The sequence below is a fragment of the Azohydromonas lata genome, assembly GCF_034427735.1.
Taxonomy (GTDB): Bacteria; Pseudomonadota; Gammaproteobacteria; order Burkholderiales; family Burkholderiaceae_C; genus Azohydromonas; species Azohydromonas lata.
Genome location: NZ_JAXOJX010000247.1, coordinates 1 through 302, shown reverse-complemented (window position 1 = coordinate 302; position 302 = coordinate 1). Strand labels below are relative to the sequence as shown.

1 protein-coding gene is annotated in these 302 nt (G+C 68.9%); it reads right to left on the bottom strand.

Annotated features, from left to right (window positions below; translation table 11 throughout):
• Nucleotides 1–302: oxidoreductase (locus SM757_RS35250; RefSeq protein ID WP_456062125.1), on the bottom strand; the 302-nt coding region annotated here is incomplete at both ends.

Below are 302 nucleotides of genomic sequence, written 5' to 3'. Positions count from 1 at the left end.
GCGCCCACGCACTGCTTGATCTGGTCCTCGCGGCCGTCGCGGATCTTGATGACCATGTGCGGGTCGGCGATCTGCGCCCGCGTCATGCCCACCATGTCCACCATGCCCGCGGCCAGCAGCCGCTCGGCCTGCTGCGCGTCGCGGATGCTTTGCGCGTGCATCACCGGGATCTTCACCACGCTCTTGATGCCCGCGGCCAGGTGCACGAAGGGCTCCGGCGGCAGCGCCATGGGCGGCATGCAGTTCGCAAGCGTGTTGTGCGTGTCGGCGCCCGAGCCCACCACGCTCAGGTAGTCGATCAG